We start from the raw sequence: 26,258 nt of genomic DNA, 5'->3' as shown, positions 1-26,258 counted from the left end.
AAACAAACGTTCGGTAACCGTCAAATTGAGCGGGCTGCGCTTATACCCTAGAATCACCGCCCTTGATCGAGAGGACGCCCGGCCATGCGACCGCCGAAGATTTCCCGTGATGACCTGCTGTTACAGTGCGCCAGCACCTTCAAGCGCCTGGGTTATCACGGCACCACCATGGATACCCTGGCTGCCGCCTGCGGGCTGACCAAGGCATCCTTCTATCACCACTACCCGAACAAGGAATCGCTGCTGCGCGATGTCCTCGACTGGACCCACAAGGGCCTGGCCGAGGGCCTGTTCGCCATCACCGCCGACCAGGCCCTGAGCCCTGCCGAGCGCCTGGAAACCATGGGCCGCCGCGCCATGCGCCTGTTCCAGGGCGATGCCATCGGCTGCCTGATGGGCGTGGTGGCGGTGGACGCCAGCTACGGCAAGCCGGAACTGATGGCGCCGGTGCGGGCCTTTTTCGATGACTGGGCGGCGGCCTGCGCCTTGCTCTTCAAGCCGATTGCCGATGACGAGCAGGCGAGGGAACTGGGCCAGCAGATGGTCGCCGACTACGAAGGCGCGATCCTCCTGGCGCGCATCTACAACGATCCGGCGCCGATCGAGCGGGTCACCCGCCGCGCCCTGGCCCTGCTGGCCGAATGAGGATCCGCCCATGCGCTACGACCTGACCAGCCTCGACCTGTTCATCACCGTCGCCCAGGAGCGCAACCTGACCCGCGCCGCGCGGATCAAGCACCTGGCGGTGTCGGCCATCAGCAAGCGCATCAGCGAGCTGGAGGCGCAGATCGGCTCGCCGTTGCTGATCCGCAATGCCCGCGGCGTCGAGTTGACCCCGGCAGGGCAGTCGCTGCTGTTCTACGCCCGCCAGCTCAAGCAGACCCTGGCCCAACTGGACACCGAACTGGGCGACTACGCCAGCGGGGTGAAGGGGCATATCCGCATCCACGCCATCACCTCGGCGCTGTCGCAGTTCCTGCCCCAGGACGTGGCCGGCTTTGCCGAGCTGTACCCGCAGATCAAATTCGATATCGAGGAACGGGTCGGTTCGGCGGTGGTGCGGGCGGTGGCCGACGGCCGCGCCGACCTCGGCATCATCGCCTCGCAGACCGCTGCCCAGGGCCTGGAAACCCTGCCGTACCGCAACGACCAACTGACCCTGGTGGTCCCCGCCGGCCATGCCCTGGCCCAGCGCAAGTCGGTGCCGTTCCGTGATGCCCTGGAGCACGAGTTCGTCGGCCCGCATCTTGAAAGCTCGGTGCATATGCTGCTCACCCGCGAGGCGGAAAAACTCGGCATGGCCCTGCGCCTGCGCATCCGGATCAGCAGCTTCGACTGCATGTGCCGTCTGGTGTCCGCCGGTCTGGGCGTGGCGGTGCTGCCGCGCAGCGTGGTCAGCCAGTACCAGCGCAGTCATTCGCTGAAGGCGGTGCCGCTGGCCGAAGACTGGGCGCAACGCTCGCTGCTGCTGGCGTTCCGCAAATACGACGCCGCCTCCGCCACCCTCAGGACCTTCATCGACCACCTGAAACTCAGCGAAGGCTGATGACCCTGCGAGCGTTCTCCAACGGAGAACGCTGCAGTGGCAATTGATCAATTTTCATCCCTCCTGACTGCTCCTAGTATCGGCCCCATCAACGGTGCCTCGGCTTTGCCCGGCCCGTGAACACCATAAAAAAGCCGAGCGATGAGCAGCATGACCGAGACAGCCCGCGACCTTCTTTCTACCCTGGTGATCGACCAGCAGGACTTCGCCTACGTCGACCTGCACAAGCTGCTGGACGCGGCGCAGATCGAACGCCTGCCGTACTCGATCCGCATCCTGCTGGAGAACGTCGCCCGTTGCTCGCCCGAGGCCCTGCCCTCGGTGCTGGCCCGTGCCGTCGGCCAGGGCCCGACCTGCGAGGCGCCGTTCCAGCCCAACCGCCTGATGTTCCACGACACCACCTGCCTGCCGGCCCTGGCCGACTTCGCCGGGATGCGCGACGTGGTCGCCGAGCTGGGCGGCGATCCGCAGGCGATGAACCCGCTGATCCCGGCGGTGCTGACCATCGACCACTCGGTGATCGTCGAGCGCTACGCCGAGGCCGATGCGGTGGAGCAGAACCTCGATATCGATTTTCGCCGTAACAGCGAGCGCTACCGCTTTATCAAGTGGGCGCAAAAGAGCCTGGACAACTTCGGGGTGATCCCGCCGGGCACCGGGATCATCCACCAGATGAACATGGAAGCCCTGGCCAAGGTGGTCTGGGAAAGCCGCACGGCCGATGGCCGGCGCCTGCTGCACCCGGACGATATGGTCGCCACCGACAGCCATACGCCGATGATCAATGCCATCGGCGTGCTCGGCTGGGGCGTCGGCGGCCTCGAAGGGCAGGCGGCGATGGTCGGCGAGCCGGTGCCGATCAGCTTCCCTGAGGTGATCGGTATCCGCGTCAGCAACGCATTGCGTGCGGGTGTCACCGCCACCGACCTGGCCCTGCATGTGGCCGAGATCCTGCGTCGGCGTTCGGTGGTGGGCAAGTTCGTCGAGTTCACCGGTCCCGGTCTGTCGACCCTGGGCTGGGCGGCGCGGGGCACGGTGTCGAACATGGCGCCGGAGTATGGCGCCACGGTGGTGTTCTTCCCGTTCGATGACGAGACCCTGAATTACCTGGAACTGAGCGGCCGTTCGCCGGAACTGCGTCGCCAGGTGGTCGCCTATATGAGGGCCCAGCCGCTGTGGCGCCAGGACGACCTGGTGGAGCCGCAGTTCGACGAGCTGATCGAACTGGACCTGGCCAGCCTCGAACCGAGCGTCGCCGGCCCGCACCAGCCGCACCAGCGGCAATCGTTGTCCGCCGCCGGTGCTTCGTTCCGCCAGGAAGTGCTGGGCGGGGAAGGGCTGATCGCCGGTCCTGCGGCCCAGCAATTCTTCGAGCCGTCCTTTGGCGAATCCATTTCCCATGGCGCCGTGGTGATGTCGGCGATCACCAGTTGCACCAACACCGCCAACCCGTCGCTGATGATCCAGGCCGGCCTGCTGGCCCGCCGTGCCCGTGAGCTGGGGCTGCAACGCAAGCCGTGGGTGAAGACCTCGCTGTCGCCGGGCTCGCGGGTGGTTGCCGACTATCTGGCCGAGGCCGGGCTGCTGGAAGACTTTTCCGCCCTTGGTTTCGATCTCGCCGGTTTCGGCTGCATGACCTGCATCGGCAACTCCGGCAAGCTCGAAGAACATGTCGAGGACTTCGCCGAGCAGGGCCTGAAGGGTGTGGTGGTGTTGTCCGGCAACCGCAACTTCGAAGGCCGGGTCAACCCGAAGGTGCCTGCCGGCTACCTGGCCTCGCCAGCGCTGTGCGTGGCCTATGCCATTGCCGGGCGCATCGATATCGACCTGAACTGCGATGCCCTGGGTGAAGACGCCGACGGCCAGCCGGTCTACCTGCATGACCTGATGCCGGCGGACGCCGATGTCGCCGAGCAGGTGGCGCGTGTAGTACGGCCGGAGTACTTCCAGCAGCGCCTGGCGACCGTCTGGGACGGGACCCATCACTGGCAGGCGCTGTCTGCCGAGGGCAGCGTGCAGTTCCCGTGGAGCCCGCAGTCCACCTACCTGCGCCGCCCGCAATACCTCGCCGATATCCAGGCCGAGGCCCGCGACAGCCTGGCGATTGCCGGGGCGCGGGCTCTGATGGTGCTGGGCGACAACGTCACCACTGACCATATCTCCCCGGCCGGGGCAATTCCGGCCAACAGCCTGGCCGGGCAATGGCTGCTGGAGCGCGGCGAGGATCCGCAGGACCTCAACCAGTACTCCACCCGACGCAGCAACCACGAAGTCATGTTGCGCGGCGCCTTCACCAACAAATCCGTGCACAACCGCCTGCTGGCCGAGCAGCCGGGGCAGGGCGCCTGGGCGCGCACGGCGGATGGCGCTGACGTGCTGCCGTTGTACGAGGCGGCCAAGAGCTACGCCGGCACCCCGCTGGTGGTGTTCGCCGGGATCAACTATGGCGCCGGTTCCAGTCGCGACTGGGCCGCCAAGGCCCAGGCCCTGCTCGGGGTCAAGGCGGTGGTGGCGCGCAGCATCGAGCGGATCCACCGCAGCAACCTGATCGGCATGGGGGTGATCCCGCTGCAGTTCCGGGACGGGCAGGCGGTGGACGATCTGCAGCTGGACGGTAGTGAAAGCCTGGATTTTGTCGGGCTGGATGATCTGCAGGTCGGCGACAACCCGGTGCTGCTGGTGATTCGCCGGGTTGGTGGCGAGCGGGAGGAGGTGCAGGTCGGGGTGCGCATCGATTCGCTGCAGGAGGTGCGCTACCTGCGCAATGGCGGGGTGCTGCCCTATGTGATTCGCAAGGTCGTGGCCAGGACCAAGACTGCGCGGTGACCCCAATCGCTGGCAACGCCAGCTCCCACAGGTCCAGCGGCGCACGCGATCCCTGTGGGAGCTGGCTTGCCAGCGATGAGGCCCTCAAGAACAACAAGGATTTCGGAGTAACCCCCATGTTTGCCTACATCGGCTCCCGCACCACCCGCGAACGCCACGCCCGCGGCGACGGCATCAGCGTCTTCGCCGTCGACCCTGCGCAAGGCCGGCTTGAGCGTGTGCAGGTCGTCGAGGACCTGGTCAACCCGTCCTTCCTCGCCCTCAACCGCGCTGGCGACCGTCTCTACTGCGTCCACGGCGACCGTAGCGAAGTCAGCGCCTTCAGCGTCGACAAGTCCAGCGGCCAGCTGACCTTCCTCAACCGTCAGAGCTGCGAAGGCAAGAACCCGGTGCACCTGGCCCTGGACCCGAGCGAGCGCTTCCTGGTGGTGTCCAACCACCTGAGCGGCACCCTCGCGGTACTGGCAATCGAAGTCGACGGCGCACTCGGCGCACTTGTGCAACTGGTCGCCCTGCACGGCCCCGCCGGCCCGCACCGGATCGAACAGCCGTTCGCCAAACCCCATTTCAACCTGTTCGACCCCAGCGGCCGGTTCGTCCTGGTGCCGGACAAGGGCCTGGACCGGATCTTCGTCTTCCACTTCGAGGACGGCCGCCTGGTCCCCACCGCCCAGGGCTTCGTCGCCACCCGTGAAGGCTCGGGCCCGCGTCATGTTGCCGTGCACCCGAGCGCGCCACTGGTGTTTGCCGTCAACGAACTGGACTCCAGCGTCACCAGCTACCGCTTCGATCCTCTGACCGGCGCGCTGGACTCCGTGCAGGTACTGCCGTCCCTGCCCTCGACCTACACCGGCAACAGCCGCGCAGCGGAAATCGAGGTCAGCGCCGACGGGCGTTTCCTCTACGCCTCCAACCGCGGCTACGACAGCATCGCAGTGTTCGCCATCGATACCGCCAGCGGCTGCCTGAGCCCGGTGGAATTCGCCCCGAGCCTGGGCCGCACTCCGCGATTCTTCGCCCTGACGCCCAACCAGCGCTTCCTGTTCGTGCTCAACGAAGACAGCGATTCCATCGTCTCGCTGGCCGTCGACGCCGCCAGCGGGCAGCTACACGACAGCGGTTTCTCGATCGCCACCGGCAGCCCGGTGTGCCTGGTTTTTTCTGCCTGATCCACCCGGGATTTGCCCCGGTCACTATAAAAATGCATGAGGCGGGCGCAAGCTTGTCCTCCACGAGGTCGCCATGAACAACAACAAGACGCTTGATGAACACGCGATAGTCCGCAAGATCACCTGGCGGATCATCCCCTTTGTGTTCCTGCTGTACATCGTTTCCTACCTGGACCGGGCCAACATCGGCTACGCCGCGCTGGAGATGAACAAGGAACTGGCCCTGACCAGCGAGGCCTTCGGCTTCATTTCCGGGATCTTCTTCATCGGCTACTTCCTCTTCGAAGTGCCGAGCAACGTGATGCTCAACAAATACGGAGCGCGGGTGTGGATCGCGCGGATCCTGGTGACCTGGGGCCTGATCGCCGCCGGCACGGCTTTCGCCCAGACCGCCAACCAGCTCTATGTGCTGCGCTTCCTCCTGGGCGTGGCCGAGGCCGGGTTCTTCCCGGGGATCATCGTCTACCTGACCTACTGGTTCCGCTCCAAGGAACTGGCGACCACCGTGGCCCTGTTCACCGCGGCGATCCCGGTCAGCTATATCATCGGCGCGCCGCTTTCCACCTGGATCATGGACAACGTCAAGTGGTTCGACTGGAGCGGCTGGCGCTGGATGCTGTTCCTCGAAGGCATCCCTGCCGTGCTGCTGGGCGTCGCCTGCTACTTCTTCCTGACCGACAAGCCGGAGCAGGCCAAATGGCTCAAGCCCGAGGAGAAGGAATGGCTGCTGGCCGAGCTTGAGCGCGACCGCAAGAGCCGCAAGAACGTCAAGAGCCTGGGCGTCATGAAGACCATGACCAACCCCAAGGTGCTGTACCTGGCGTTCATCTACTTCGTCTACCAGTGCGGCAGCCTCGGTGTCGGCTATTGGATGCCGCAGATCATCAAGGGCTTCTCCACCAGCCTGACCCACACCGAGATCGGCCTGATCGCCATGCTGCCGTATATCGTCGCGACCATTGCCATGGTCATCTGGTCGCGCAGTTCCGACCGCCGCAACGAGCGCAAGCTGCACTCGGCGATCCCGCTGCTGGTGGCGGCGCTGGGGCTGGTGGGGGCGGGCATGCTGGGTAGCCCGGTGCTGTCGATGGCGATGATCTGTGTCGCGCTGTCCGGGTTGTACAGCTTCAAATCGCCGTTCTGGGCGCTGCCCACGCTGTTCCTCGACCGCACCACGGCGGCGGTGTCGATCGCGGTGATCAACTCGATCGGCAACCTGGGCGGCTTCGTCGGGCCTTCGATGATCGGCGTGGTGAAGGGCAGTAGCCAGAGTGCGGCGACCGGGTTGCTGTTCCTCAGCGGGCTGCTGGCGATTGCCTTCCTGATGACGGCCTTGATGCGGGTCAGCAACAAGGAGCCGGGTCAGCCCGTGGCGGCTTCCGCGCACTGACGACCGCTATCGCTGGCAGCCAGCCCCACACGGACCCTGTGGGAGCCGGCGTTGCCGGCGATGAGGCCCCCAAATCCAACACTTTCCTTCCTGCCTGGCCCCTGGGAGCCAAGGCCCCCCCCATACCTATAAAAAAGCGGACCCCACCGATGCACAACAACAAGAACATCATCAAGACCCTGCTCACCCTGTCCCCCTGCCTGGCCACCGGCACCGCAACCGCCGCCGGTTTCATCGAAGACAGCAAGGCCAGCCTGCAAACCTCCAACTACTACTTCAACCGCGACTTCCGCGACGGTGCCGGGCAGAACAAGCGCGAGGAATGGGCCCAGGGCTTTATCCTCGACCTGCGCTCCGGCTACACCCAGGGCACCGTCGGTTTCGGCCTGGACGCCATGGCCATGCTCGGCCTCAAGCTCGACTCCAGCCCTGACCGTACCGGCACCGGCCTGCTGCCGACCCACGATGACGGCCGCGCCGCCGACGAATTCGGCCGGGTTGCCCTGACCGCCAAGGTCCGTGTATCGGACACCGAACTGAAGTACGGCACCCTGATTCCCAAGCTGCCGACCCTGCAGGCCAACACCGGGCGCATCCTGCCGCAGACCTTCGACGGCGGCCTGCTGACCAGCAAGGAAATCGACGGCCTGACCGTCACCGGCGCGCGTTTCGAGCGCATGACCGACCGCGACTCGACCAATGCCGTGGGCCTGACCCTGAACAACAAGAACCGCCGCTTCCGTTCTACGGCCGACGGTGATGCCTTGCTGATCGGCGGTGCCGACTATGCGCTGAACAAGCAGCTCACCCTCAGCTACCAGTACGCCGAGCTGGAAGAGGTCTACCGCCAGCACTTCCTGGGCCTGGTCCACACGCTGCCGCTGGGCCCGGGCAAGCTGAAAAGCGACCTGCGCTACATGCTCAGCGACGATGCCGGTGCCGCCCGTGGCGGGCGTATCGACAGCGGGGCGCTGAGCGGCCTGTTCACCTACAGCCTCGGCGGCCATGCCGTTGGCCTCGGTTTGCAGAAGATGAACGGCTCGACCTCGATGCCGTTCGTCAATGGCACCGACCCGTACCTGGCCAACTACATCCAGATCAACGATTTCGCCGAGCCGGGGGAGCGTTCGTGGCAGGTGCGTTATGACTATGACTTCAGCGCCATCGGGATTCCCGGGCTGACCTTCATGAGCCGCTATGTCCGTGGTGACCAGGCCGATGCCGCGACGGCGGCCGGTGGCGGGCAGGAATGGGAGCGCAACACCGATGTGGGGTATGTGTTCCAGACCGGGGCCTTGAAGAATGTCGGGGTCAAATGGCGCAATGCGGCCTATCGTTCCAGCTTTGCCCGTGGTGCGGACGAGAACCGCCTGATCGTTTCCTATACCTTGCCGATCTGGTAAGCCTTTCGGGCCTCATCGCTGGCAAGCCAGCTCCCACAGGGTTCAGCAGCGCCGCGGACACTGTGGGAGCTGGCTTGCCAGCGATAGGGCCCGAGAGATCCCATCAATGCCGGAGACACACCAATGACCCCAGTAACCCCCGCCATCCTCGCCGACCTCGCCCCCGACGGCATCCTCCGCGCCGCCATCAACTTCGGCAACCCGGTCCTCGCCCAGCGCGGCCCCGACGGCGAGCCCCAGGGCGTTTCCGTGGCCCTGGCCAAGGCCCTCGCCGAAGAACTCGGTGTCACCCTGGAAATGCGCACCTTCGACGCCGCCGGCAAGGTCTTCGCCGCCCTCGAGGACAACGCCTGGACCGTCGCCTTCCTCGCCATCGAACCGGTGCGCGAGGCGCAGATCCATTTCAGCGCCCCCTACGTGCTGATCGAAGGCACTTACCTGGTGAAAAAAGACGCTCCGTTCCAGCATGTGGAACAACTCGACCAGCCCGGCCTGCGCCTGGCAGTCGGCGAGGGCGCCGCCTATGACCTGTATCTCAGCCGCACCCTGCAACACGCACAACTGCAGCGGGCCGGTACCTCGGCTGGCGCCGTAGACCTGTTTATCGAGCAAAACCTCGATGCGGCGGCCGGTGTGCGTCAGCCGCTGGAGAAGGTCGCCGCCGCCGATTCGCGCTTTCGAGTGCTGAACGGTGCATTTACGGCCATTCGTCAAGCCATGGCGGTGCCGAAAAGGTGCGACAATGGCGCCGTCTTTGTAAGTGACTTTATCCAGCGTTGCTTACGTCAAGACTTCGTCCGTGCCGCTTTGCTGGCGACCGGACAGACTGATGTCAGTGCCCCGCGCTGACCGCTCAACCTTTTTTCCCCGATCCTGCAATCCCATTTGAGGTAGCAAGCAAGATGGCCAAGGCCGCCGATGTCGTTGTGCAATGCCTGGAAAACGAAGGTGTCGAGTATGTGTTCGGCATTCCCGGTGAGGAAAACCTCGACCTGCTGGAATCCCTGCGCAAGTCGAAGATCAAGCTGGTGCTGACCCGCCACGAACAGTCCGCCGGCTTCATGGCCGCCACCTACGGCCGCCTGACCGGCAAGACCGGCGTCAGCCTGTCGACCCTAGGCCCTGGTGCGACCAACCTGGTCACCGCCGGTGCCTACGCCTACCTCGGCGGCATGCCGATGCTGATGATCACCGGCCAGAAGCCGATCAAGAAGTCCAAGCAGGGCCGCTTCCAGATCATCGACGTGTGCGCAATGATGGACCCCATCACCAAGTACACCCACCAGTTTGCTTCCGCCGACAACATCCCGTCGCGCATGCGTGAGGCCTTCCGCCTCGCCGAGGAAGAGAAGCCGGGCGCCGTGCACCTGGAGCTGCCGGAAGACATCGCTGCCGAGCAGACCGACGTCCTGCCGATCCCGCCAAGCCTGCACCGTCGCCCGCTGGCCGAGCACGTGGCGATCGACGCCGCCATCGACAAGCTGCGCACTGCCCGCAGCCCGATCCTGGTGATCGGCGCCGGCGCCAACCGCAAGATGACCGCCAAGGTCCTCGAGCAACTGATCGACAAGACCGGCATCCCGTTCGTCACCACCCAGCTGGGCAAGGGCGTAGTGGACGAGCGCAACCCGCGCTTCCTCGGCAACGCCGCGCTGTCCTCCGGTGACTTCGTTCACCGCGCCGTCGAAGCTGCCGACCTGATCATCAACATCGGTCACGACGTGATCGAGAAGCCGCCGTTCTTCATGGTCCGTGGCGGCACCGAAGTCATCCACATCAACTTCCGCTCCGCCGAAGTCGATGCCGTGTACTTCCCGCAGATCGAAGTGATCGGCGATATCGCCAACGCCGTGTGGCAGATCGGCGAAGGCCTGGGCGACGTGTCGCACTGGGACTTCACCCGCCTGATGGCGATTCGCGAAGCCAACGAAGCACAGATCGCCGAAGGCAAGGACGACGACCGCTTCCCGGTCTATCCGCAGCGCCTGGTTGCCGACATCCGTCGCGCCCTGCCGTCGGAAGGCATCGTTGCTTTGGACAACGGCATCTACAAGATCTGGTTCGCCCGTAACTACAAGGCGCACAAGCCGAACACCGTACTGCTGGACAACGCCCTGGCGACCATGGGCGCGGGCCTGCCGTCGGCCATGGCTTCGCACCTGGTGTATCCGGACCGTCCGGTGATCGCTGTTTGCGGCGATGGCGGCTTCATGATGAACAGCCAGGAACTGGAAACCGCAGTCCGTCTGAACATGCACGTCACCGTGGTGATCCTGCGGGATGACGGCTACGGCATGATCCGCTGGAAGCAGGCGAACATGGGCTTCACCGATTTCGGCCTGGACTACGGCAACCCGGACTTCGTCAAATACGCCGAAGCCTATGGTGCCAACGGTCACCGGGTGGAAAGCGCGGAAGGCCTGCTGCCACTGCTGGAGCACTGCATCAAGACTCCGGGCGTGCATGTGATCGACGTGCCGGTGGACTACAGCGAGAACGATCGCATCCTCAATACCGAACTGCGTGAGCGCGCCCTGGCCGTTTAAGCCGCTTCGGGATTGAAGAGAAACGCCGCTTTCCGGGTTCCGGAAAGCGGCGTTTTTTATTTGCTGGTAAAGGCGGCGAAGCGCTTGTTGAAGCCGGCGACCCGGCCTTCGGTCTTGGCTTTGCGCTCCTGACCGGTGTAGACCGGGTGGGAGGCGCTGGACACGTCCAGGGTCACGTAGGGGTAGGTGTTGCCGTCGCTGTGGACGTAGGTCTTGTCGGTGTCGACGGTGGAACCGATGAGCCAGAAGGCGTTGGCGCTGGTGTCGTGGAACAGGACAGGGCGATAGGCGGGGTGGATGCCGGGTTTCATGGGGTACTCCAATTGATACGATATAAAGTAACAAAACTCTAGTTGATATCGAATCTCATTTCAACCCTGGCTTATGGTTGTTCTCTCGGGCCTCATCGCTGGCAAGCCAGCTCCCACAGGTATCGCGGTGCTCTCAAGAACACTGGTGAACCTGTGGGAGCTGGCTTGCCAGCGATAAGATCGACCCGGTATCAAGCCGGGCTGAACAGCCGGATCTCCCGAATCTCTACCTTCTCCCAAACCCGCTCCATCACATAAACCTCACCCTGCAACCAATCCTCCAGCTCCTCGCGCCGCTCGAACCCCAGGTGCACATTCGAGCCGATCATCTTCCCGCCCTCATCCAGCAACACCCCGCCGCCGAGAAACAGCCCCTGTTCCGCCAGCGCCTTGAGCCGCCCCAGATGCTGCTCCCGACAAGCCAGGCGCCGCTCCAGCGCATCCGGGTAATCGTGGGCGATCACTGCAAAAGCCATGTGTGTACTCCTTGAAAAAGAAAGGCCCCGCACTAAGACGGGGCCAAGAGGGAATCAAGCGTGTCGTGCCTGCAACACCGGCTCGTCGGCACCCGCCGGCCGCGACACGATGGCCGCGATCGCCGCGAACAACGACAGCCCGCCGATAAAGCACGCCACCGGAAGCCAGTCATTGCCATCGCTCATCAGCGCATAGCACAGGCTTGGCGAGAAGCCGGAGATGATGAAGCTCAACTGGGTCGCCAGCCCGACCCCGGTATAGCGCACGCGAATGCTGAACATCTCCGCATAGAACGACGGCCACAGGGCGTTCGGTGCGCTGTACAGCACGCCCTTGAGCAGCACGGTGCTGAACAGGATCAGGCCGAGGTTGCCGGTGCTGATCGACCAGAGGAACAGGAACACTCCGGCGCAGCAGGCCAGCGAGCCGATGGCGAAGATGCGCTTGCGTCCGATGCGGTCGGCGAGCAGGCCGAACAGCGGCTGGCAGATCAGCGCCACCACCTGGCTCGCGGCAATCGCGCTAAGCATCGAGGGCCGATCGACGTTCTGGTTGTTGGTCGCCCAGGACAGGCCGAAGATCATCACCAGCGACGACACCGCGCAGATCAGCGCACAGCAGAACACGGTAAAGAACGCCCGGCGCTCCTTGCTGAACAGCTCGGCCACCGGCAGGCGCCGGGGCTCCGGTTTGCTGGCCTTGAACTCCGGGCTTTCCTCGACGCCACGGCGGATCAGCCAGGTAATCACCACCATCACCGCGCTGAGCAGGAAGGGAATCCGCCAGCCCCAGGCCAGCAGTTGTTCCTGGCTGAGCATCGACAGTGGAATGAACACCGAGGTCGCCAGGATCGAGCCCATGGACGCGCCGTTGATCAACCAACTGGTGTAGAAGGTTTTGCTCTTGCCGGGCGCATGTTCCATGGTCAGCAGGCTGGCGCCGACCTGTTCGCCGCCGGCAGAGAAGCCTTGCAGCAGGCGGCAGAACACCAGCAGCGCCGGAGCCCAGGCTCCGATGCTGGCGTGGGTGGGCAGCAGGCCGATGGTGAAGGTGGCCAGGCCCATCAGCAGCAGGGTCATCATCAGCACCTGCTTGCGTCCGATGCGGTCGCCGAGGTGGCCGCAGACCAGCGCGCCGATCGGCCGGGCGATATAGCCCACGCCAAAGGTCGCCAGGGCCGCCAGGGTCCCGGCCATGGGGTCGTTGGAGGGGAAGAACAGCGTGCTGAACACCAGCGCCGCCGCCGAGCCGTAGATGAAGAAGTCGTAGTACTCGACGACGCTGCCGAGGAAGCTGCCGAACGCAGCCCGGCGCGCCATGCGCCGGTTATCGGGATGGGGAGTGGTCATAGCGAACCTTTCTTGTAGTTGTGATGGTCGGGTAAGGCAGGTTTCAGTTGCCGAAGGGCGCCAGCTGGCTGCCACCGCAGACATGGATGACTTCGGCAGTGATGAAGGCGGCATCCTTCGAGGCCAGGAAGGCGGTGGTGCCGGCGACGTCGTCCGGGGTCACCAGGCGCTTCAGCGGCGTGTTGTTGATCGAGCCCTGGGCCATGCGCTCGAAGCTCTCGGCATCGCGCCCGTCCAGGGTGAAGGCCGACGGCAACAGGCCGGGGGCAATGGCATTGACGGTGACGTTGTGCGGCGCCAGTTCCCGCGCCATGGAGCGGGTCAGGCCGACCAGCCCGGCCTTGCAGGCGACATAGGCGGGCGGTCCGCCGGCGACCCAGCAACGCGAAACGATATTGATCACCCGGCCGCTGGCCTGGGCTTTCCAGTACGGCGCCACCTGCTGGCAGAGCAGGGCGGGGCCGCGCAGGTTGACGGCCATCATGTGGTCCCATTGCCCCGGGTCGAAGTCGTAGATCGAGCCGCGATGATTCACTGCGGCATTGTTCACCACCACATCGATGCGACCGAAGGTGCTACCGCCCAGCGCCACCAGGGCGGCGATGGAGGCGGCGTCGCCGAGGTCGGCGTGCACGGCGATGGCGCGTTGGCCCTCGGCCTGCGGCAGGCTATCGACCAGGGTTTGGGCGGCGTCCAGGTTGATATCCGCCGCGATCAGGTCGAGGCCGTCCTGGCTCAGGCGCTGGCAGATGGCGCGGCCCAGCTCGCCGGCGGCACCGGTGACCAGGGCGACGCGGCGCGGGGTGTGGGGCAGGTTCATGGGCAAAGTACCTCTGGGGTGGAAACAGGGACAGCCGGCGCATCCAGGTCGAGATAGCGGCGGATCAGGTCGCGGTTGCGCAGCAGCTTGTGGGCGTCGGGCCAGGTGGCGTCGAAGTCCTCGATCGACAGCCAGTCGGCGAAACCCCGGGCGGCCAGGGTCTGCAGCATGCTGCGCAGGGGCAGCACGCCCTGGTCCGGCGGGCACCATTCCCAGCGCCAGCCCTGGTCGTCGGCCTGGGCCACCCAGGCCACATTCTTCACCTGCACATGGGCCAGGTGCTCGCCCATCAGGTCGAGGGACAGGCGTACATCCTCGCGGCCTTCGATGGCCAGGTTGCCGAGGTCGTAGATGATGCCGAGGTGTTGCGCCGGATAGTGTTCGGCGATGCGCATGGCCAGGGACGGGCTGGAGCAGATGGTGCGTTGGTGCACTTCCAGGGCCAGGCGCACCCCGGCGGCTTCGGCGCGGGGCAGCAACTGGTCGAGGAAGCGGCGCATGCGCGCGCTGGCAGCGGCGTAGCGTTCGTCTTCGTAGCCCGGCGCCCACAGGCGCAGGCGGGCATTGCCGGCCAGGGCAGCGAGGTCGATCAGACGGAAGGCCTGCTCCACATCGCCCACCGGCAGGTAGGGGCTCAGGCCGAAGATCTCCAGGCCGTTGGCCTGGCACTGCTGGCGGATCCGGGCGATGGTCCGTTCGCACGGCGGCAGGGTGCAGCGGTTGTTGCTGCGGGCATCCCAGCCGCGGCTGGCGTCCAGCAGGTCGGTGTTGGCGACCCGCCATTCGACGCCCTGGTAACCCAGGCGAGCGAGTTCGTCCACCAGCGCCTCGGGAGCGAGGCTGGGCAGCGAGGCGCTGGAAACACCCAGGCGGGGGCGGGCTTGAGTCATGGCGAGGGAATCCTTGTTGACGATGGAGAGGATGCTAGATGAAGTTGGCGGTTGATTAAATTGATATAAAAGCGCGCCTTGGTTAACTTGCAGGTTGATTAACTCTTGAGTCGGTCCAGTGAATCTCTCCACTATCAACCTGCGTCACTTCCGCGTCTTTCTCGCCGTGGTCAGCTCCGGCAGCCTCGCCACCGCCTCGCGCCTGCTGCATATCACCCTCTCGGCGGTGTCCAAGAGCATCAAGGAACTGGAGCAGGAACTGGGCTCGCAATTGCTGGTGCGCGGGCGCAAGGGCGTGCAACTGACCCGGGCCGGCGAGGCCTTCCACAAGCATGCGGCGCAGGCCATGGCGAGTTTCCGCATGGCCCTGGACGAGGGCCAGGTGCAGCCCCAGGCGCCGCAGGTATTGCGGGTTGGCGCCTTGCCGACGGCGGCCGGCTACATGCTGGCGCCGGTGATCGCGCAGATGCGCCAGCGCTTCCCGCAGATCCAGGTGCAGGTGCTGGCGGGGGTGTATGACTTTCTGGTGGGCAAGCTGCGCACCCACGAGCTGGACCTGATCGTCGGGCGCCTGATCGGGCGCGACATGCTCGGGGTGGTGTTCGAAGCGCTGTACGAGGAAGACCTGCTGCTGGTGGTCCGCAGCGGGCACCCGCTGGCGGCACGCGAGCGCCTGGTGCTGGAGGACCTGCGACCCTATGTGCTGCTGGTTTCCCCCCAAGGCACGCTGGTGCGGATCAGTGTCGACAACTTCCTCCTGTCCAGTGGAGCGGGGGAGGACTTTGCAATCCAGGAGTCGCTGAGCGAGACGTTCTCGCGGGTGTATGTGCAGGATTACGACGGGGTGTGGTTCGTCCAGCGCGGGGTGGTGGATCTGGACCTGAGGTTGGGGATCGTCAAGGCGTTGCCGTTCAGCAGTACCTTGCTGCGGGCGCCGATCGGCCTGACCACGCCGACGGACCGGCCGTTGTCGGAGGCGGCGCAGGTGTTTGCGGGGTTGTTGCGGGAGTGGTGTGCCCCTCAAGCTTCAAGGTGATCTCCCGGGCCTCATCGCTGGCAAGCCAGCTCCCACAGGGTCAGCGGTGCACGCGGTCACTGTGGGAGCTGGCTTGCCAGCGATGAGGCCCGTCCAGACAGCACAAGTCCTTCAGGCCTCCATAACAGGCTTCAACAACGCCTGCGCCTCATACAGCGGCATCAGGTACCGCCGCCGCATCTCCTCCAGGCTGATCCTTGATGCATGGGTGGTAATGGTCAACGTCGACCGCAACACCCCATGCCGATCCACCAGCGGCACTCCCAGCACGCGCATCCCCACCTCGAATTCCTGGTCCACCTCGGCATACCCCTGGGCCGCCACCCGGCGCAGTTCCTCGCGCAAGGCCTGCTCATCGACACAGGTATGCGGCGTCAGCCCGCGCAACGTGACCCGCCCGAAATACGCCGCCAGTTCCTCCTCCGCCAGCGACGCCAGCCAGATCCGCCCACCCGCCGTGCAATACAGCGGCAAGCGCGACCCTGGCCGGATCGACAGCGAGGCGATGTGGCTGTAGCGACTGCGCACGATATGCACGATCTCGTCGCCATCCCGCGTGCCCACCGACACATGCTCCTGGGTGGTGCGCGCCACCTGTTCCACCACCGGCCGCAGCATCCGTGGCAGTTGCGCCGAATCCACATAGGCCTGGCCGATCCGCAGCGCCTTGGGCGTCAGCCAGTAATGGCGGCCATCGGTTTCGAGAAACGCCTCGTGCACCAGGGTCAGCAGAAAACGCCGCGCCGCACTCGGTGTCAGCCCCGACAAGCGTGCCGCCTCGGGCACGCTGAGCTTCGGCTGGTCGACGCTGAACAGCTGCATCAACGCCAGCCCCTTCTGCAGGCCGACGATCAGGTCACGGGGATGGATCTCGGGCTGGGCCATCTTCAGGCGCTCCGCTGATTTCGCAAAAGACTGCGATTATCGCAACCTCACAGCGAATAACAAGCAGATTGGCGATCCGCGCCATTGGCCCGGCCAGCGCCAGGCAGCACCCTTGCAGCACAACAACACCGACCCTCTGGAGGTCAGCATGCTGCACGGATCCACCGAACTGGTGGCGATCGTCGGGTCGCCCATCACCCAGGTCAAATCCCCGGAAAACTTCAATCGCTGGTTCCAGGCCAACAGCCAGAACCTGGCGATGCTGCCCATCGATATCCGCGAGGACGCCCTCGATGCGTTTCTCGCCACCCTGCGCGGCTGGCAGAACCTGCGCGGCGTGGTAGTCACCGTGCCGTACAAGCAGGTGCTGGCCGGGCGCCTCGATGAAGTCAGCGAGCGGGCCGGGGCGCTGGGCTCGGTGAACGTGATCCGCCGTCAGGCCGATGGCCGTCTGCTGGGGGACAACGTCGATGGCGAGGGCTTCCTCAATGCCGCCTGTCTCAACGGTTTCCAGGCCCGTGGCAAGCGCGCGCTGGTGATCGGGGCCGGTGGGGTGGGTAGCGCGATCGCCTGGTCGCTGTGCCAGGCCGGCGCCGAATTGCTGGTACTCAGCGATGCCAGTGCCGAACGTTGCCGGAACCTGGCCGGGTTGCTGGGCAAGGCGTTCGGCAAGGTGCTTATCGAGATCGGCTACGAATCCCTGGACAGCTTCGACTTGCTGGTCAACGCCACCCCGGCGGGCATGGGCGGCACCGGCGAGTTGCCGCTGCCCCTGGCGCAACTGGACAGCCTGCGCAGCAGCACCCTGGTCGCCGATGTGGTCACCTCGCCGGAAATCACCCCCTTGCTGGCCGCCGCCCGTGAACGCGGCTGCGCGATCCAGACCGGTCCGCAGATGGCCTTCGCCCAGCTCGGCAACCTCGGCCATTTCATGGGCGTCACGCCCTTGCAGTTGTGAGGAGCGCGGGATGAATACGGCAACCCGTTTCCCGCCCGGGGGCGAAGCGCAGTTCGACCTGATCGTGCTCGGCAGCGGTGCCGCGGGCTTTGCCGCGGCCGCCACTGCGACGCGCAAGGGCCTCAAGGTACTGCTGGTGGAAAAGGCCGCGCAGTTCGGCGGCACCTCGGCGATTTCCGGTGGTGCGGTGTGGCTCTATGGCACGGATCAGGCTTGCGCCGCCGGTGTTGTGGACAGCGCAGAAGCCATGCGCCGCTACCTGCACAAGACCATCGGCCCCGGCTACAACGCCGCGCTGGTGGACGCCTATATCGAGCAAGGCCACCAGGCGCTGCGCTGGCTGGAAGCCAATACCGAGCTGAAATACGCTCTGCGCCCGCTGTCGCCGGATTACTACCCGGACGAGGAGGGCGCCACCGATCGCGGGCGGGCGCTGGAGATGCTGGAGTACGACGGGCGTCGTCTCGGTGAGCACTTCAAGGACCTGAAGATGCCGCCGGCGGGCATGCTGCTGTTCGGCGGGATGATGGTCAATCGCGTGGACATCCAGCATTTCCTCAGCTTCCGGCGCTCGCCGCGCGCCTTGCTGCATTGCCTGAAGCTGATGGGGCGCTACGCCGTAGACCGTATCAGTCATCCCCGCGGGACCCGGCTGACCACGGGCAACGCCCTGATCGCACGGTTGGCGGCCAGTGCCTTCGAACATGGCCTGAGCCTGTGGCTGAACAGCTGCACCGAGGAACTGATCGTCGAGAATGGCGCCGTGGTGGGGGCGGTCATCACCCGCGAAGGTCGCCGCCAGCGCGTGCTGTCCCGTGGCGGTGTGGTCTGCGCCACCGGTGGTTTCGCCGCTGCGCCGCAAGCGGCTGCGCAGCGTCCGGAGACCGGCAGCGAACACCTGAGCATGTCGCCGCCGGGCAATACCGGTGACGGCCTGCGCCTGGCCCAGGCAACCGGCGCGGTGCTGGGGCAGGGGCTGGCGGCCAACTTCTTCTGGGCGCCGGTTTCCGAAGTCACCCACAAGAACGGCGAGCGCGAACGCTTCCCGCATCTGGTCACCGATCGTGCCAAGCCGGGGGTGATCGCGGTCAACGCAGCAGGCGAGCGTTTCGTCAACGAGTCCGACTCCTACCACCACTTCGTCCAGCGCATGTTCGCCACCGGCAGCACGCCGTGCTGGCTGGTCTGTGATGCCCAGGCGTTGAACAAATACGGTCTCGGCCTGGCCCGGCCCAAGCCGGTGGACAACCAGGCGCTGATCGACGCCGGCTACCTGCATCGCGCCGACAGTGCCGAGCAACTGGCGGCACTGATCGGCGTCGATCCCCAGGGGCTGCGGCGCACCCTGGACACCTACAACCGCGATGCCCGCGACGGTCTCGACCGCGCCTTCGGCAAGGGCGGCAACAGCTACAACCGCTACATGGGCGACCCCGAGCACCTGCCGAGCCCGTGCAATGCACCGCTGCTCAAGGCGCCGTGGTACGCGGTCCGCCTCCATACCGGCGACCTTGGTTCGGCCCGTGGTCTTGCCACCGACGGCCAGGCCCGGGTGCTGGATGCCAGCGGTGCGCCGATCCCGGGCCTGTATGCCGCCGGCAACGATATGAACTCGCTGATGGACGGCACCTACCCGGGGCCGGGCATCACCATCGGCCCGGGCCTGACCTTCGGCTGGCTCGCCGCCTGCCATGCCGCCGAGCGGCTGGCGCACACCCCCTCGATCACCCTGGAGAAATGACCATGTACTACGAACTGCGCACCTACACCCTGAGCCCGACCCGCATGGCCGACTGGCTGGCGCTGTACCAGAGCGACGCCCTGGCGGTGCAGACCGAACACCTGGGCAACCTGGTGGGCTTCTTCACCACCGAGTTCGGCGAAGCCAACCAGGTGGTGCATATCTGGGCCTATGAAAGCCTCGACGACCGTGCAGCGCGCCGTGCCAGCATGGCGGCCGACCCGCGCTGGGCCGAGGTCGGGCGCAAGAACAAGGAACTGGGCGCGGTGCTGAAACTGGAGTCGCGGCTGCTGCGGCCGACCGGTTTCTCGCCGCTGAAATGAGTCAGGCACCGATGCAGACGCTGGAATGCGACGTACTGGTGATCGGCTCGGGCGCTTCTGGACTGGCGGCGGCGGTGACCGCTGCCAGCCAGGGCCTGAGGGTGATCGTCGCGGAAAAGAGCCGCTGGCTGGGCGGTACCAGTGCCTGGTCCGGTGGCTGGTTGTGGGTGCCGCGCAATCCGCTGGGGCGGGTCGAAACCGACGATGCGCCGGAGCGTTACTTGCTGGCGCAGGTCCACGCAACTGCCCTGAGCGAGCAACAGCGGGCGTACCTGCAACGTGGCCCGGAGATGGTCGAGTTTTTCCATAACCATACGGCGGTGCAGTTCTATCCGGGCAACGCCATGCCGGATATGCGTGATGGCGAGGGTTCGGCGTCGGGTGGCCGTTCGCTGTGCGCGCAGCCGTTCGATGGTCGCGAGCTGGGGCCGTGGCTCGAGCATCTGCGCCCGCCGCTGGACATCGTCAGCCTGTTCGGCATGGGCATCGCCGGTGGCGCGGATATGGGCGCGTTCTTCAATGCCCGGCATTCGTTCAAGGCCGCCTGGCATGTGGGCAAGCGCCTTGGGCGGCATATGCTCGACCTGCTGCGTTACCGGCGCGGCACGCACCTGGTCAATGGCAATGCCCTGGTGGCGCGGCTGGTGCGCAGTGCGCTGGACCGGGAGGTGCAGTTGCTGACGCAAAGCCCGGTGCGGGGTTTGCTGCGCGACGGCGAGCGGGTGAGCGGGGCGCAGCTGGAGGGGCGACGGGTGCTGGCCCGGCGTGGCGTGGTACTGGCCTGTGGCGGTTTCGCCCATGATCCGCAGCGGCTGGAGCAGCGTCTCGGGCATCGACATCACTGCGCCGCGCCGCTGGACAACAGTGGCGATGGGCTGCGCCTGGGGGAGGCCGTGGGTGGCCTGCTTGGCGACGATCTGGCCCATGATGCGGCCTGGGCGCCGGTTTCTTTGGTGCCCCGGCGTGATGGGCCGCCAGGCCGTTTTCCGCATCTGGTGGATCGCGGCAAGCCCGGGTTTATCGCGGTGGGCGCGGATGGCCGGCGTTTTACCAACGAAGCCGACTGTTATCACGACTTCATGAATGATCTGTTCGCTCGCACCCCGGCAGGGCAGGAACCCGAGGCCTGGATGATCTGCGACCATCAGGCGCAACGGCGCTTCGGGATCGGCTGGGCCAAGCCGTGGCCGTTTCCGCTGGGGTATTACCGGCGTTGCGGGTACCTGCGCGAGGGGCGGGATGCGCGGGAACTGGCGCAGCGTTGTGGACTGGATCCCGAGCAATTGCAGGCAGCGATCGAGCGTTTCAACGAGCATGCGCGGCTGGGGCATGACCCGGATTTCGGGCGGGGACAGTCGGCCTACAATCGGGCTTCCGGGGATGCATTGAACGGGCCGAATCCGTCGTTGCGGCCATTGCAGGGGCGCTTGTATGCGGTGCGGCTGGTGGCCGGGAGCCTTGGGACTTTTGCCGGGTTGAAGACCGATGCGGCGGCGCGGGTGCTGGATCGGGACGGGCAGGTGATTCCGGGGTTGCATGCGGTGGGGAATGACATGAACAGCGTCATGGGCGGGTACTACCCCAGTGGCGGGATCACCCTCGGGCCGGGGATGGTGTTCGGGTATCTGGCGGGCTTGGCGCTGGCTTCCTGATCTTCTGGTGATCTTGCGGGCCTCATCGCTGGCAAGCCAGCTCCCACAGGTTCGGCGGTGCACGCGGTCCTTGTGGGAGCTGGCTTGCCAGCGATGAGGCCCTGAAGACCCACAGCAAATCCTCGGATAGACTGCTGACCCCCAGCCGCAGACGGACCCCTGCAATGCTCCAGGACGGACTCGCCCACCTCGCCACCTACCTCCTGCACATCACCCCCGGCCTGATCCTCTGCCTGCTGTGGTTCGCGTTCACCCCGAAAGCCCAGGCCGGCCTGCGCATCGCCATCCTGCTGCTGACCTTCATCCTCCTGCGCGACGCCATGACCCCCACCGGCCTGTGGGCCCTGGACGGCCAGGTGCGTATCGGCTTCATCGCCAATCCACTGGTGCTCGCTGCGCTGGGGCTGATGTCGCTGGGGCTGATTGCGGCCTTGCAGCGGCTGGCGCCGGAGCTTTGCAGACTGATTGTCTGGCGCAAGGGCCATCTCCCTACGGGACTGGCCCTCGGCCTGTTGGCGGGTTGCGCCATTGGTCTTCCTCTACGCCTGTACCAGGGCACCGAGTTCAGTGGCTTCACTCTCTGGTTCGTCGGTTTGCTAGTGCTTGCCTATGGCGGCAATGCACTTGAGGAAGTGCTGTTTCGCGGGGTGTTGCAGGGCTATCTGGAACAGCATGCCTCGCCGCTGCGGGCCGCCCTGGGCAGTGCGCTGGCCTTTGCGGCTTGCCATGTGTTTCTTGCTTACACCGTCACCCAGGCGGGCTGGTCGGTGTTGCTGTTCACCTCGCTCGAGGGTGTGACCTGTGCCTTGCTGAGGCTGCGTTATGGGGTGATTCCGGCAGTCGCTGCCCATGGCACGGCGATCCTGCTGATCGCACAGCCTTTCTAAAGGCACGCTCGCAACCACTCCAGGAATGACCGGGTCAGCGGACTCTTCTCACTGTCCTGATGCACCAGGCACACCCAGCTCATCCCGGTCACCCGCCGCTCGCTCAGCGGCTGCAGCACGCCTTTTTCCACCGCCCGCGCCGCCAGCAACTGGCTGACCAGCGCCACCCCGTGCCCCTCGCACGCGGCATCCAGCAGCAACCCCGGATCGGAAAAATTCAGCCCGTGGGTGCGTTGCCCGACATCCTCGCCACCCTGCACCGACCAGCGACTCCAGTCCATCTCCCGCTCGCCATGCAAGGTGGTGCGCTGCGCCGCCGGCCGGTCGATCAGGTCAGGGTGACAGGCCGGGTACAGCCGGTCTTCCAGCAGCACCTCGTAGCTGCATTCGGCCTGCTGCTCCAGGTCATCCCGCAGGCACAGGTCCACGGTCTGGCTGGCCATGTCCGGTGCCTCGTAGGTGGTGAACAGCCACAAATCCACCTCCGGATGCAGCCGATGGAAATCCCCCAGTCGCGGCAGCAACCAGTGCCGGGCAAAGGCCGGGGTGGTGTTGACCACCAACTGGTTGGGCTTGCGGTACTGGTCGAGGCGGCGGATCCCCACCGACAACTGCTGCAGCATGGCCTGGGTGGTGCTGTGCAGGTCGTGCCCGGCATCGGTCAGGCTGACGCTGCGCCCGCTGCGATAGAACAGCGGCTGTTCGAGAAAGGTCTCCAGGCTGCGGATCTGCTGGCTGATCGCCGATTGGGTCAGGTGCAGTTCCTCGGCAGCCTTGTGGAAACTGCCCAGGCGCGCGGCGGCTTCGAAGCCGCGCAGGGCATTCAGGGGTGGCCAGTGTTTCAGCATGATCGATAAGTCTCGCTAATCAGTTGTCGGCTAAATCCATCGTTTGTTGCCGCTCGGGTGACGCCATAGCATGACATCCATTCCGCAGCTGCGGATTTCAGTCATAAAAAATACTTAACTGAAGGTGGAATGAGCATGTTGTGCAACGGCGATCGAAGCAGTGGTTGGATGATGCCCGCGGAGTGGGCGCCCCATGCAGCGACCTGGATGGTCTGGCCGCATAACCGGGCCTTGTGGGAGAGCACCTGGAGCGTGCGCCTGGAGCAGGTGCAGGAAGACTTCGCCCGGGTGGCCAACGCCATCGCCCGCTTCGAGCCGGTGAAACTGGTGGTCGCCCCCGACGCCCGGGCCCGTGCCGCCGAGCTGTGTGGCGTGAACATCGAGCTGATCGAGCAGGCGGTGGACGACAGCTGGTGCCGCGATTCCGGACCGACCTTCGTCTGCCATCTGCAGCACGGCCTGGCCGGCGTCAGCTGGCGCTTCAACGCCTGGGGCGGCAAGTCGGCCCACGGGCTGGATGAGGGCCTGGCGCGGCGTCTGCTCAATGGCCTGGGCCTGGACTGCTTCGGCACCTGGCTGGCCAACGAAGGCGGGGCCATTCATGTCGATGGCGAAGGCACCCTGGTCACCACCGAATCGGTATTGCTCAATCCCAACCGCAACCCGGGGCTGGACAAGGCCGATGCCGAGGCCATCTTCGCCCGCCTGCTGGGCGTGAAGAAAACCATCTGGCTGCCCGGCGATCCGCAGTACGTCACCGGCGACATGACCGACGGCCATGTCGATGGCGTCTGCGCCTTCGCCCGCCCGGGTGTGCTGCTGGTGGACGCGACCCACGACCGCGATTCGGTGTACGCCGAAGTGGTGCGCGAGAACCGTCGCGCCCTGTCCCTGGCCCGGGATGCCAAGGGTCGCAGCTTCGAACTGATCGACCTGTACGAAGCCAGCGCTGCCGTGGACCCGGACGCCGAGGTGTTCTGCGCCTCGTACACCAATTTCTACATTGCCAACGGCGCGATCATCATGCCGGCCTACGGCATCGAGGCCGACCGTGAAGCGGCCAGCGTGCTGGCCGGTGCCTTCCCCGGTCGCGAAGTGGTGCCGGTACGCATCGAGCACCTGGCCCACGGGGGTGGCGGCGTGCACTGCATCACCCAACAACAACCGGCCTGGCCACTGAAGGGGCAAGCAGCATGACATTTCTCACCGTTGCCACCACCCAGATGCCGTGCACCTGGGACCTGCCGGCCAACCTCGATCGCGCCGAGCAACTGGTCCGCGATGCCGCCGCCCAGGGCGCCCAGGTGATCCTCTTGCAGGAGCTGTTCGCCACCCCGTATTTCTGCATCGAGCAGGACCACAAGCACCTCGCCCTGGCCGAGGAATATGCCCATAGCCGCGTGCTCCAGCGCTTCGCCGCGCTGGCCCGGGAGCTGGGCGTGGTGCTGCCGCTGAGCTGGTATGAGAAGGCCGGCAATGCGTTCTTCAATTCCCTCAGCGTCGCCGATGCCGATGGCCGCCTGCTGGGCGTCTATCGCAAGACCCACATCCCCAACGCCATCGGTTACCAGGAGAAGGAATACTTCAGCCCTGGCGATACCGGCTTCCGTGTCTGGGACACCGCGTTCGGCCGCCTTGGCATCGGTATCTGCTGGGACCAGTGGTTCCCGGAAACCGCGCGCAGCCTGGCGCTGATGGGCGCCGAGGTGTTGCTGTTCCCCACGGCGATCGGTTCCGAGCCGGGCGCTGCCGCCTTCGATTCCCGCGACCACTGGCAGATGACCATGCGCGGCCACGCGGCGGCCAACCTGCTGCCGGTGGTGGCGGCCAACCGCATCGGTCGCGAGGTGGCGACCGGCGACCCTGAGCTGCATATGGACTTCTACGGCTCATCCTTCATCAGCGACCACAAGGGCAAGCTGCTGGCCGAGGCCGACCGTGATACCCCCGGCGTGCTGATGCGCACCCTCGACCTCAAGGCCATGCGCGAAGAGCGCCTGACCTGGGGCATCTTCCGCGACCGCCGGCCGGAAATGTACGGCACCCTGCTCAGCCTCGACGGTGGTTCGACCAGCGTCTGGCGCCCGGCCCGGGAGGTGTGAGATGAAGCGCCTGATTAGCGTGATCAGCCTGTCCCTGTGCCTCGGCACGGTCCAGGCCGACGACCAGGACAAGCTGCTGCGCCTGTACAACTGGTCCGACTATTTCGCCGAGGACACCCTCGCGCGCTTCACCGCCGAGACCGGGATCAAGGTGATCTACGACGTGATGGACGGCAGCGAGGTGCTGGAGGCCAAGCTGATGACCTCCGGCAGCGGCTACGACCTGATCTTCCCCGGCGACACCGTGGCCGAACGGCTGATGCGTGCCGGCAGCCTGCAGCGGCTCGATCCGGCGAAGATCACCGCGCTGGCGGATATCGAACCGGGCCTGCGCCAGTTGCGCGAGCACTATCCGCATTCGGCGGCGGCCACGGTGCCCTATACCTGGGGCAGCATCGGCCTGACCTACAACGACGAGATGATCCGCAAGCGCATGCCCGACGCGCCGGTCAACAGCCTCGACCTGCTGTTCAAGCCGGAGTACGCGGCGAAGTTCGCCGACTGCGGGATCTCGGTGATCGACTCGCCGGACGAGGTGCTGGCGGTGGTGCTCAACTACCTCGGCCGCGAGCCGCGCAGCGCCAGGCCCGAGGACCTGGCCGCCGCCAGCGAACTGCTGATGAAGGTGCGCCCGTATATCCGCAAGTTCCAGTCGCAGCCGGTCACCGACCTGGTCAACGGCAACCTGTGCCTGTCCCTCGGCTACAGCGGCGACATGACCCAGGCCCAGCGCGCTGCGGATGGCGCCGGCAAGCCGGTGAGTTTCCAGTACCGCATCCCCCGCGAGGGCACCACGGTATGGATGGACAACATGGCGATCCCGGTCGACGCCAAGCACCCGGAATATGCCTACGCCTTCATCAACTTCGTCATGCGCCCGGAGAACATGGCAGCGATCAGCAACTTCACCGGCTACCCGACGTCGAGCGCCAAGGCACGACCGCAGGTCGACCCGAAGATGCGTGACAACCCGGATATCTATCCTGATGAAAGTGCCTTTGCCCGGTTGATCCCGGGCAAGGACATCCCCCAGTCGGCCATGCGCGCGCGGATGCGTGCCTGGACCAAGTTCAAGACCGCCAGTTAAAGAGTGCTTTGA

24 protein-coding genes are annotated in these 26,258 nt (G+C 65.7%); 17 read left to right on the top strand and 7 right to left on the bottom strand.

Annotated features, from left to right (window positions below):
- The first annotated feature begins 84 nt into the window (after positions 1-84).
- The 8 genes from PSEMO_RS04195 (at position 85) to PSEMO_RS04160 (ending at position 10,880) form a co-directional block, all read left to right on the top strand.
- A complete protein-coding gene (locus tag PSEMO_RS04195; protein ID WP_075801909.1) occupies positions 85-645 on the top strand; it encodes a TetR/AcrR family transcriptional regulator in 561 nt (186 codons plus the stop codon).
- A 10-nt stretch (positions 646-655) separates the two neighbouring features.
- Entirely contained in the window at positions 656-1,546 is an 891-nt protein-coding gene (locus PSEMO_RS04190; RefSeq protein ID WP_075801908.1) for a LysR family transcriptional regulator, read from the top strand.
- A 150-nt stretch (positions 1,547-1,696) separates the two neighbouring features.
- Positions 1,697-4,372 (top strand): aconitate hydratase AcnA, encoded by a 2,676-nt coding sequence (acnA, locus tag PSEMO_RS04185; RefSeq protein ID WP_075801957.1) that lies wholly within the window; start codon positions 1,697-1,699, stop codon positions 4,370-4,372.
- Positions 4,373-4,488: 116 nt separating this feature from the next.
- Positions 4,489-5,541, top strand: coding sequence for a lactonase family protein (locus tag PSEMO_RS04180; protein ID WP_075801907.1), 1,053 nt, complete (start codon positions 4,489-4,491; stop codon positions 5,539-5,541).
- Between the two features lie 73 nt (positions 5,542-5,614).
- Positions 5,615-6,931, top strand: a complete 1,317-nt coding sequence (locus tag PSEMO_RS04175) for an MFS transporter (protein ID WP_075801906.1) — start codon at positions 5,615-5,617, stop codon at positions 6,929-6,931.
- Positions 6,932-7,080: 149 nt separating this feature from the next.
- Positions 7,081-8,334, top strand: a complete 1,254-nt coding sequence (locus tag PSEMO_RS04170) for an OprD family porin (RefSeq protein WP_075801905.1) — start codon at positions 7,081-7,083, stop codon at positions 8,332-8,334.
- A gap of 123 nt (positions 8,335-8,457) precedes the next feature.
- Positions 8,458-9,183: a transporter substrate-binding domain-containing protein gene (locus tag PSEMO_RS04165; RefSeq protein WP_075801904.1), complete on the top strand. Its 726-nt coding sequence runs from the start codon at positions 8,458-8,460 to the stop codon at positions 9,181-9,183.
- Between the two features lie 53 nt (positions 9,184-9,236).
- A complete protein-coding gene (locus PSEMO_RS04160) occupies positions 9,237-10,880 on the top strand; it encodes an acetolactate synthase large subunit (RefSeq protein WP_075801903.1) in 1,644 nt (547 codons plus the stop codon).
- Between the two features lie 56 nt (positions 10,881-10,936).
- On the opposite strand, the gene PSEMO_RS04155 is transcribed toward PSEMO_RS04160, so the two are convergent.
- The 5 genes from PSEMO_RS04155 to PSEMO_RS04135 all read right to left on the bottom strand — a co-directional run bounded on the left by PSEMO_RS04155 (position 10,937) and on the right by PSEMO_RS04135 (position 14,727).
- The gene (locus PSEMO_RS04155) at positions 10,937-11,191 is read right to left on the bottom strand and encodes a type B 50S ribosomal protein L31 (protein WP_075801902.1); all 255 of its coding nucleotides are present in this window, start codon (positions 11,189-11,191) and stop codon (positions 10,937-10,939) included.
- Between the two features lie 191 nt (positions 11,192-11,382).
- Positions 11,383-11,667 (bottom strand): YciI family protein, encoded by a 285-nt coding sequence (locus PSEMO_RS04150; protein WP_075801901.1) that lies wholly within the window; start codon positions 11,665-11,667, stop codon positions 11,383-11,385.
- 54 nt (positions 11,668-11,721) lie between these two features.
- Entirely contained in the window at positions 11,722-13,017 is a 1,296-nt protein-coding gene (locus PSEMO_RS04145; RefSeq protein WP_075801900.1) for an MFS transporter, read from the bottom strand.
- Positions 13,018-13,060: 43 nt separating this feature from the next.
- Positions 13,061-13,837, bottom strand: a complete 777-nt coding sequence (locus PSEMO_RS04140) for an SDR family NAD(P)-dependent oxidoreductase (protein WP_075801899.1) — start codon at positions 13,835-13,837, stop codon at positions 13,061-13,063.
- Positions 13,834-14,727, bottom strand: a complete 894-nt coding sequence (locus PSEMO_RS04135) for a sugar phosphate isomerase/epimerase family protein (protein WP_075801898.1) — start codon at positions 14,725-14,727, stop codon at positions 13,834-13,836. Before PSEMO_RS04135 ends, PSEMO_RS04140 begins: the two co-directional genes overlap by 4 nt.
- Before the next feature lie 118 nt (positions 14,728-14,845).
- Here PSEMO_RS04135 and PSEMO_RS04130 point away from each other — a divergent pair, with 118 nt between their 5' ends.
- Positions 14,846-15,763: a LysR substrate-binding domain-containing protein gene (locus PSEMO_RS04130; protein WP_075801897.1), complete on the top strand. Its 918-nt coding sequence runs from the start codon at positions 14,846-14,848 to the stop codon at positions 15,761-15,763.
- A gap of 111 nt (positions 15,764-15,874) precedes the next feature.
- Here PSEMO_RS04130 and PSEMO_RS04125 read toward each other — a convergent pair whose 3' ends face one another.
- Positions 15,875-16,648, bottom strand: coding sequence for an IclR family transcriptional regulator domain-containing protein (locus tag PSEMO_RS04125; RefSeq protein ID WP_075801896.1), 774 nt, complete (start codon positions 16,646-16,648; stop codon positions 15,875-15,877).
- A 148-nt stretch (positions 16,649-16,796) separates the two neighbouring features.
- Here PSEMO_RS04125 and PSEMO_RS04120 point away from each other — a divergent pair, with 148 nt between their 5' ends.
- The 5 genes from PSEMO_RS04120 (at position 16,797) to PSEMO_RS04100 (ending at position 22,209) form a co-directional block, all read left to right on the top strand.
- Positions 16,797-17,606, top strand: a complete 810-nt coding sequence (locus PSEMO_RS04120; RefSeq protein WP_075801956.1) for a shikimate dehydrogenase family protein — start codon at positions 16,797-16,799, stop codon at positions 17,604-17,606.
- 10 nt (positions 17,607-17,616) lie between these two features.
- Positions 17,617-19,347: an FAD-dependent oxidoreductase gene (locus PSEMO_RS04115; protein ID WP_075801895.1), complete on the top strand. Its 1,731-nt coding sequence runs from the start codon at positions 17,617-17,619 to the stop codon at positions 19,345-19,347.
- 2 nt (positions 19,348-19,349) lie between these two features.
- Positions 19,350-19,670, top strand: a complete 321-nt coding sequence (locus PSEMO_RS04110) for an NIPSNAP family protein (RefSeq protein WP_075801894.1) — start codon at positions 19,350-19,352, stop codon at positions 19,668-19,670.
- Positions 19,671-19,681: 11 nt separating this feature from the next.
- Positions 19,682-21,322 carry an FAD-dependent oxidoreductase gene (locus PSEMO_RS04105; RefSeq protein WP_075801893.1) on the top strand — a complete coding sequence of 547 codons (1,641 nt, stop codon included), beginning with the start codon at positions 19,682-19,684 and terminating at the stop codon, positions 21,320-21,322.
- 164 nt (positions 21,323-21,486) lie between these two features.
- On the top strand, positions 21,487-22,209 hold the full coding sequence (locus PSEMO_RS04100; protein WP_075801892.1) for a CPBP family intramembrane glutamic endopeptidase: 723 nt from the start codon (positions 21,487-21,489) through the stop codon (positions 22,207-22,209).
- Here PSEMO_RS04100 and PSEMO_RS04095 read toward each other — a convergent pair.
- A complete protein-coding gene (locus tag PSEMO_RS04095; protein WP_075801891.1) occupies positions 22,206-23,057 on the bottom strand; it encodes a LysR substrate-binding domain-containing protein in 852 nt (283 codons plus the stop codon). The two genes, PSEMO_RS04100 and PSEMO_RS04095, sit on opposite strands and share 4 nt — an antisense overlap.
- Before the next feature lie 135 nt (positions 23,058-23,192).
- On the opposite strand from PSEMO_RS04095, the gene PSEMO_RS04090 reads away from it, so the two are divergent.
- The 3 genes from PSEMO_RS04090 to PSEMO_RS04080 are packed head-to-tail and all read left to right on the top strand — an operon-like array spanning position 23,193 to position 26,246.
- Positions 23,193-24,254: an agmatine deiminase family protein gene (locus PSEMO_RS04090; protein WP_075801955.1), complete on the top strand. Its 1,062-nt coding sequence runs from the start codon at positions 23,193-23,195 to the stop codon at positions 24,252-24,254.
- Positions 24,251-25,159, top strand: a complete 909-nt coding sequence (aguB, locus tag PSEMO_RS04085) for an N-carbamoylputrescine amidase (RefSeq protein WP_075801890.1) — start codon at positions 24,251-24,253, stop codon at positions 25,157-25,159. Before PSEMO_RS04090 ends, aguB begins: the two co-directional genes overlap by 4 nt.
- A gap of 1 nt (position 25,160) precedes the next feature.
- Positions 25,161-26,246: an extracellular solute-binding protein gene (locus PSEMO_RS04080; RefSeq protein WP_144443533.1), complete on the top strand. Its 1,086-nt coding sequence runs from the start codon at positions 25,161-25,163 to the stop codon at positions 26,244-26,246.
- Positions 26,247-26,258: the final 12 nt, after the last annotated feature.

The organism is Pseudomonas putida (assembly GCF_001941965.1).
GTDB classification, from domain to species: Bacteria; Pseudomonadota; Gammaproteobacteria; order Pseudomonadales; family Pseudomonadaceae; genus Aquipseudomonas; species Aquipseudomonas putida_L.
This window is presented reverse-complemented; position numbering and strand designations above follow the sequence as displayed.

Excerpts from the sequence above, each read along its gene's own strand:
- PSEMO_RS04195 (WP_075801909.1), top strand. The coding sequence starts at position 85 with ATGCGACCGCCGAAGATTTCCCGTGATGACCTGCTGTTACAGTGCGCC.
- PSEMO_RS04190 (WP_075801908.1), top strand. The coding sequence starts at position 656 with ATGCGCTACGACCTGACCAGCCTCGACCTGTTCATCACCGTCGCCCAG.
- acnA (WP_075801957.1), top strand. The coding sequence starts at position 1,697 with ATGACCGAGACAGCCCGCGACCTTCTTTCTACCCTGGTGATCGACCAG.
- PSEMO_RS04180 (WP_075801907.1), top strand. The coding sequence starts at position 4,489 with ATGTTTGCCTACATCGGCTCCCGCACCACCCGCGAACGCCACGCCCGC.
- PSEMO_RS04175 (WP_075801906.1), top strand. The coding sequence starts at position 5,615 with ATGAACAACAACAAGACGCTTGATGAACACGCGATAGTCCGCAAGATC.
- PSEMO_RS04170 (WP_075801905.1), top strand. The coding sequence starts at position 7,081 with ATGCACAACAACAAGAACATCATCAAGACCCTGCTCACCCTGTCCCCC.
- PSEMO_RS04165 (WP_075801904.1), top strand. The coding sequence starts at position 8,458 with ATGACCCCAGTAACCCCCGCCATCCTCGCCGACCTCGCCCCCGACGGC.
- PSEMO_RS04160 (WP_075801903.1), top strand. The coding sequence starts at position 9,237 with ATGGCCAAGGCCGCCGATGTCGTTGTGCAATGCCTGGAAAACGAAGGT.
- PSEMO_RS04155 (WP_075801902.1), bottom strand. The coding sequence starts at position 11,191 with ATGAAACCCGGCATCCACCCCGCCTATCGCCCTGTCCTGTTCCACGAC.
- PSEMO_RS04150 (WP_075801901.1), bottom strand. The coding sequence starts at position 11,667 with ATGGCTTTTGCAGTGATCGCCCACGATTACCCGGATGCGCTGGAGCGG.
- PSEMO_RS04145 (WP_075801900.1), bottom strand. The coding sequence starts at position 13,017 with ATGACCACTCCCCATCCCGATAACCGGCGCATGGCGCGCCGGGCTGCG.
- PSEMO_RS04140 (WP_075801899.1), bottom strand. The coding sequence starts at position 13,837 with ATGAACCTGCCCCACACCCCGCGCCGCGTCGCCCTGGTCACCGGTGCC.
- PSEMO_RS04135 (WP_075801898.1), bottom strand. The coding sequence starts at position 14,727 with ATGACTCAAGCCCGCCCCCGCCTGGGTGTTTCCAGCGCCTCGCTGCCC.
- PSEMO_RS04125 (WP_075801896.1), bottom strand. The coding sequence starts at position 16,648 with ATGGCCCAGCCCGAGATCCATCCCCGTGACCTGATCGTCGGCCTGCAG.
- PSEMO_RS04120 (WP_075801956.1), top strand. The coding sequence starts at position 16,797 with ATGCTGCACGGATCCACCGAACTGGTGGCGATCGTCGGGTCGCCCATC.
- PSEMO_RS04115 (WP_075801895.1), top strand. The coding sequence starts at position 17,617 with ATGAATACGGCAACCCGTTTCCCGCCCGGGGGCGAAGCGCAGTTCGAC.
- PSEMO_RS04110 (WP_075801894.1), top strand. The coding sequence starts at position 19,350 with ATGTACTACGAACTGCGCACCTACACCCTGAGCCCGACCCGCATGGCC.
- PSEMO_RS04105 (WP_075801893.1), top strand. The coding sequence starts at position 19,682 with ATGCAGACGCTGGAATGCGACGTACTGGTGATCGGCTCGGGCGCTTCT.
- PSEMO_RS04100 (WP_075801892.1), top strand. The coding sequence starts at position 21,487 with ATGCTCCAGGACGGACTCGCCCACCTCGCCACCTACCTCCTGCACATC.
- PSEMO_RS04095 (WP_075801891.1), bottom strand. The coding sequence starts at position 23,057 with ATGCTGAAACACTGGCCACCCCTGAATGCCCTGCGCGGCTTCGAAGCC.
- PSEMO_RS04090 (WP_075801955.1), top strand. The coding sequence starts at position 23,193 with ATGTTGTGCAACGGCGATCGAAGCAGTGGTTGGATGATGCCCGCGGAG.
- aguB (WP_075801890.1), top strand. The coding sequence starts at position 24,251 with ATGACATTTCTCACCGTTGCCACCACCCAGATGCCGTGCACCTGGGAC.
- PSEMO_RS04080 (WP_144443533.1), top strand. The coding sequence starts at position 25,161 with ATGAAGCGCCTGATTAGCGTGATCAGCCTGTCCCTGTGCCTCGGCACG.